The organism is Okeania sp. SIO2F4, from assembly GCF_010672385.1.
Taxonomy (GTDB): Bacteria; Cyanobacteriota; Cyanobacteriia; order Cyanobacteriales; family Microcoleaceae; genus Trichodesmium.
In genome coordinates, this window is the sequence record NZ_JAAHGT010000822.1 from 1 (window position 1) to 4,434 (window position 4,434).

Annotated in this window: 3 protein-coding genes and 1 pseudogene; 1 reads left to right on the plus strand and 3 read right to left on the minus strand. The window is 37.0% G+C overall.

Annotation, left to right across the window (positions count from 1 at the left end; genetic code table 11):
- Window positions 1-246 precede the first annotated feature (246 nt).
- From zwf to F6K22_RS33295, 3 genes and pseudogenes are all read right to left on the minus strand, one after another.
- Window positions 247-1,776 (minus strand): glucose-6-phosphate dehydrogenase, encoded by a 1,530-nt coding sequence (zwf, locus tag F6K22_RS33285; protein WP_293108208.1) that lies wholly within the window; start codon window positions 1,774-1,776, stop codon window positions 247-249.
- A 135-nt stretch (window positions 1,777-1,911) separates the two neighbouring features.
- Window positions 1,912-3,138: an RNA-guided endonuclease InsQ/TnpB family protein gene (locus F6K22_RS33290; protein WP_293108210.1), complete on the minus strand. Its 1,227-nt coding sequence runs from the start codon at window positions 3,136-3,138 to the stop codon at window positions 1,912-1,914.
- 345 nt (window positions 3,139-3,483) lie between these two features.
- Window positions 3,484-4,086, minus strand: a pseudogene (locus F6K22_RS33295) (transaldolase family protein); the annotation flags it as partial.
- 76 nt (window positions 4,087-4,162) lie between these two features.
- Here F6K22_RS33295 and F6K22_RS33300 point away from each other — a divergent pair.
- On the plus strand, window positions 4,163-4,434 hold a 272-nt coding region (locus tag F6K22_RS33300), incomplete at its 3' end, for an adenine deaminase C-terminal domain-containing protein (RefSeq protein ID WP_293108212.1).

A 4,434-nucleotide genomic window follows, 5' to 3' on the forward strand; every position in this document is an offset into this window, starting at 1 on the left:
CCAAAAAATAAGGTCAATAGCCTCCCCTTTCAAGGGGATAAAAAGCGGTTGGTCTCCTCGCCATATCTAATCGACCAAGAGAAGAAAATTTCCCATTTCAAGCCTCCCTATTACTGGAGGTAGTGCTGATAACTGTTAACGCAGTTCCTCCGACAGGAGGCTAACTGATAACTGAAATCACCCTAGATAGGCAAACCTATCTGACATTACTGTAAAAAGCTGATAACTGATAACTGATAACTGAATTTAAAGTCGGCGCCAACGACGACCATCTCGGTTGAGCAACAGTTCTGCCTCAACTGGTCCCCAACTACCTGCTTCATACAAAGGTATTACTTCTGGTGGAGCGGGAGCATCCCAGATACCTAGTATTGGTGTTAATGCTCGCCAAGATGCTTCTACTTCATCGCCATGAGTAAACAGGGTTTGGTCTCCTAACATACAGTCAACCAACAAACGACTGTAAGCATCTGTACTAGGCTTACCAAAAGCAGTATCGTAACGGAAATCCATATCTACTGAGCGAGTTCGCAGGGAACTACCTGGTGTTTTGACTTCAAACCGCATCGATATCCCTTCATTGGGTTGGATGCGCAAAGCCAATACATTAGGATTAGCTTGTTTAGCTGCGGACTGGAACATCAAATATGGCACTTCTTTAAACTGAATTGCAATTTCTGAGACTTTTTTAGGCATTCGCTTGCCAGTCCGCAAATAAAAAGGTACTCCTTTCCAACGCCAGTTATCAATATTAAGTTTCAGTGCTGCATAAGTAGGTGTTGTAGAGTTGGGGTCTGCTCCTCCTTCTTCCCGATAAGCTGGAACATTTTTACCTTTCATCCAACCCTGTGTATACTGACCTCGAATTGCTGAATATTCTAGGTGATCTAAATCTGCTAGACGGGTTGCCTGAACTACTTTTACTTTTTCGTTGCGAATACTATCAGCATCTAAGGAGTTAGGAGGTTCCATTGCTGTTAGGGAGAATAGCTGCATCAGGTGGTTTTGTACCATGTCCCGCAGAGCACCTGATGTTTCATAATATCCAGCACGTCCTTCTAATCCTACTGTTTCCGCAACAGTAATTTGCACATTATCGACAAATTGACGATTCCATAGGGGTTCAAAGATTGCATTGGCAAATCTAAATACCATTAAGTTTTGAACAGTTTCTTTCCCTAGATAGTGGTCTATACGGTATATTTGCTCTTCGGGGCAAACTTGACGCACAACTTTATTCAGTACCTGAGCTGAACTAAGGTCTTTACCAAAGGGTTTTTCAATTACTAATCTTTGCTTTTTGGGGTCGGGTAACATTCCTGCTGCCCCTAACTGTTGAGTCGCTTCTCCAAAATATCGGGGAGCTACAGACAAGTAAAATACGCGATTACCTCGCGTACCTCTCTCTTCATCCAGTTGACTCAAAAGTTCTTTGAGTTTTTGATAATCTTCTGGTTTATCTATATTACCAGGACAGTAAAAAATCCCTTTAGCAAAATCATTCCAGAGTTCTTCAGATTGTAAACCACCACCAAAGTCTTCTACACCTGTCCGCATTTGTTCGCGGAAGTAATCATGGCTCCATTCTCTGCGTGCTACTCCCACTATTGTTAGTTCGGGGGGTAGTTTCCGTTCTAGCTTCATTTGATATAATGCTGGAACGAGTTTTCTCTGGGTTAGATCGCCAGATGCACCGAAGATTACTAAAATCTGTGGTTCGGGAATCCGGTCTTGTTGTAATCCAATCCGCAGAGGATTTTCTAATAATGCTACCATCCTAGTTTTAACTCCTTCTAATTAATTACTATAGAAGCTCTTTTGTTTTTGCTGAAGTGTTTGATTTTTTGATTACGATTTATTTGCTATGACTTTTCTATAGTTCATAAAAATATAGTCACATAAGACATATCCTTATTTTGCAGGTGTTACTCTGACTGGGTGAACTACAACACCCTCTATCCCATGGTCAAAGACATTTGGGACTGCTTTTCTCATAATGTTCAAAGAAGCATTAACATCAGCATTGATTAATCCTTTGCTGGCACTGCGATACAAACCTCTTTTTACTCTTTTTCCTGAAAAGGTGACTTTATTTTTTTGGTCTTTCTTGTACACAGGAATCAAATCATTATCTATAAAACTTGCTTTTGATGTATAAGATTCTTCTGTAATAATTACATTTATCCCTACCATCTTGGCTTTATAGGATAACATTTCTATTAACCTTTTATAGGGAACACAGACAAAATTTTGATTATTTCTTTTCCCTAAATTTATCTTCTGCTTCCAGTCTTCATTGTGCCCTATTATCAATATTCCTATTTTTTGATTTATTAGGGTATCAATAATCAAACGAGATGTTTTATGGAGATAATCATTGATTTTAAATTCTCTTTTATTACAAAGCTTTTTGAGTCGTCGGCTTGATTGATTTTCCCGGAGTTTAGACTGTAGGAAGCTTTTAATTTTGTTATAGTATTGATTGATAGATTTTAACGGTCTGCCATTGATCAAGAGCGGTTTGATTCCGGCTTGATTAAAAGTTAATGTAGCTAAGTTGTTTAATCCTATATCAATACTAGCCCAATGATTTTCCTCTAGCTCGTATTGTTTTTCGCATTTCTCATAAATGACCTCAATTACATAATGGTTAAGTCTAGGGACGAGACGAACTTGTTTAATTTGTGAAGTAGGTACTAATGTTTTGAGATAAATCCCTGTTTTAGAAGGATTAATAATTCCTTGCTTAAGTTGCTTATTACTGATGGCTTGTTTTGTATAAACTACAATATTTCTGCCCGTTATTTTATTTTTATATCCAGGAAGACGAGGACGAGATTTAAACTTTGATGGGTTCTGTTTATAAACTTCGTTTGCTGCTAAAAAGCTTTTCCAATTTCTATCTAGTATCATCAATATTTGTTGAGATACTTTAGCTGGCATTGCTTGGTAGTCTGCTTGAGTAAAAAGTGTTTTTTGTAGGTCATAATAGGAATTATTTGTCTTTTCAAATATAAAAGATTGACGAACTAAATAATTAGCATAGTTATAGAGATTTTTCGACAAGAAACACAGTCGGTCAATTTCTGGATAAAACCGATGTGTTGGTTGAATAATATGTCTCTCAACTAATCTCATAAATCAAGGGGTTAAAACTATATTAAGATTCGAGCATTTCGGAATTTTTCTGATTATTTAGTCTGGAATTCTTAGCCAATTTCATTACACTATTAAACCTCTGATCGAGAGTTATTAAATTTTGTCAAATATTTAGTAGATATTTTGTACAAATCAACGAAGATATTTGACGTCACTTGACTACATAAGACTATATTTATGTATAACTTTTATTATACCAAATTATTCAATAATTCAGTGTCTTTAACTACATTAATTATTATTGTTAGGTCATCAGTCAAAACCTACTTGTTTCACATTTCGGTTGTCACCGAAATGAAAATGACTGATGACGTCAGATATTAGTTAGCCTAAAACAGGTGCTAATTTTTTAACTTTTTCTTCTAGGGAGTTGATTAGGGAAGTAAAGGGTTTGATAAATTTGTCTATCCCTTCTGCTAGGAGTTCGTCCATTACTTGGTCAATGTTGATATTAATCTCAGGGTCTTTGAGACTTGTCATTAACTGCATTGCTGCCTCAATGTTGGTCTCAACTCGGCTTTCAACATGACAATGGTCAGCACAAGCATCTATGGTTTGGGGAGGCAAGGTATTAACTGTATCAGGTCCCATCAATTCATCAACATACATTACATCACTATATGCTGGATTTTTGGTGCTAGTGCTTGCCCATAAAAGTCTTTGTACTTTTGCACCTTTTGCTGATAAAGCTTTCCAGCGATCGCCTTGAATGATTTTTTTGTATTCTTGATAGGCAATTTTGGCATTGGCGATCGCTACTTTTCCTTTGACTGTTTCTAGTTTAGCCTTGACTGTTTCATCTGCTACATTCTTAAGTTTGGTATCAATCGTACCATCAATATTACTATCAATCCGACTCAGAAAGAAACTTGCCACAGAAGCTATCTTACTAATATCCTCTCCTTTAGCAGCTCTAGCTTCTAAACCTTATAAAAATGGCAAAGCATCATTCGAAGTTCACAACGAAATTTTATTGAATAATTTTAGTCGTAAGGCAATCTGCTTGTCAGACTTAAAAGTCCAACCAAAGAATGGTAAGATTAAAGTTATGGTGGCAAAGGATGGTGATCTGATTACCGACTCCATTTTATGCGATCCAAAAATTGAAGATTCAAATTTGGTTGCTGACGTTGACAATGATCTATTAAAAATGGTTGTGATGAGTCGTTACGATAATGGCAAACCGGTGGTAGGTTTTGTAAAAGGCTTTGGATTTAAGAAAGGAGCCATTGCAGAAAGTATTGCCCACGACAGTCATAATATTATTGCCATTGG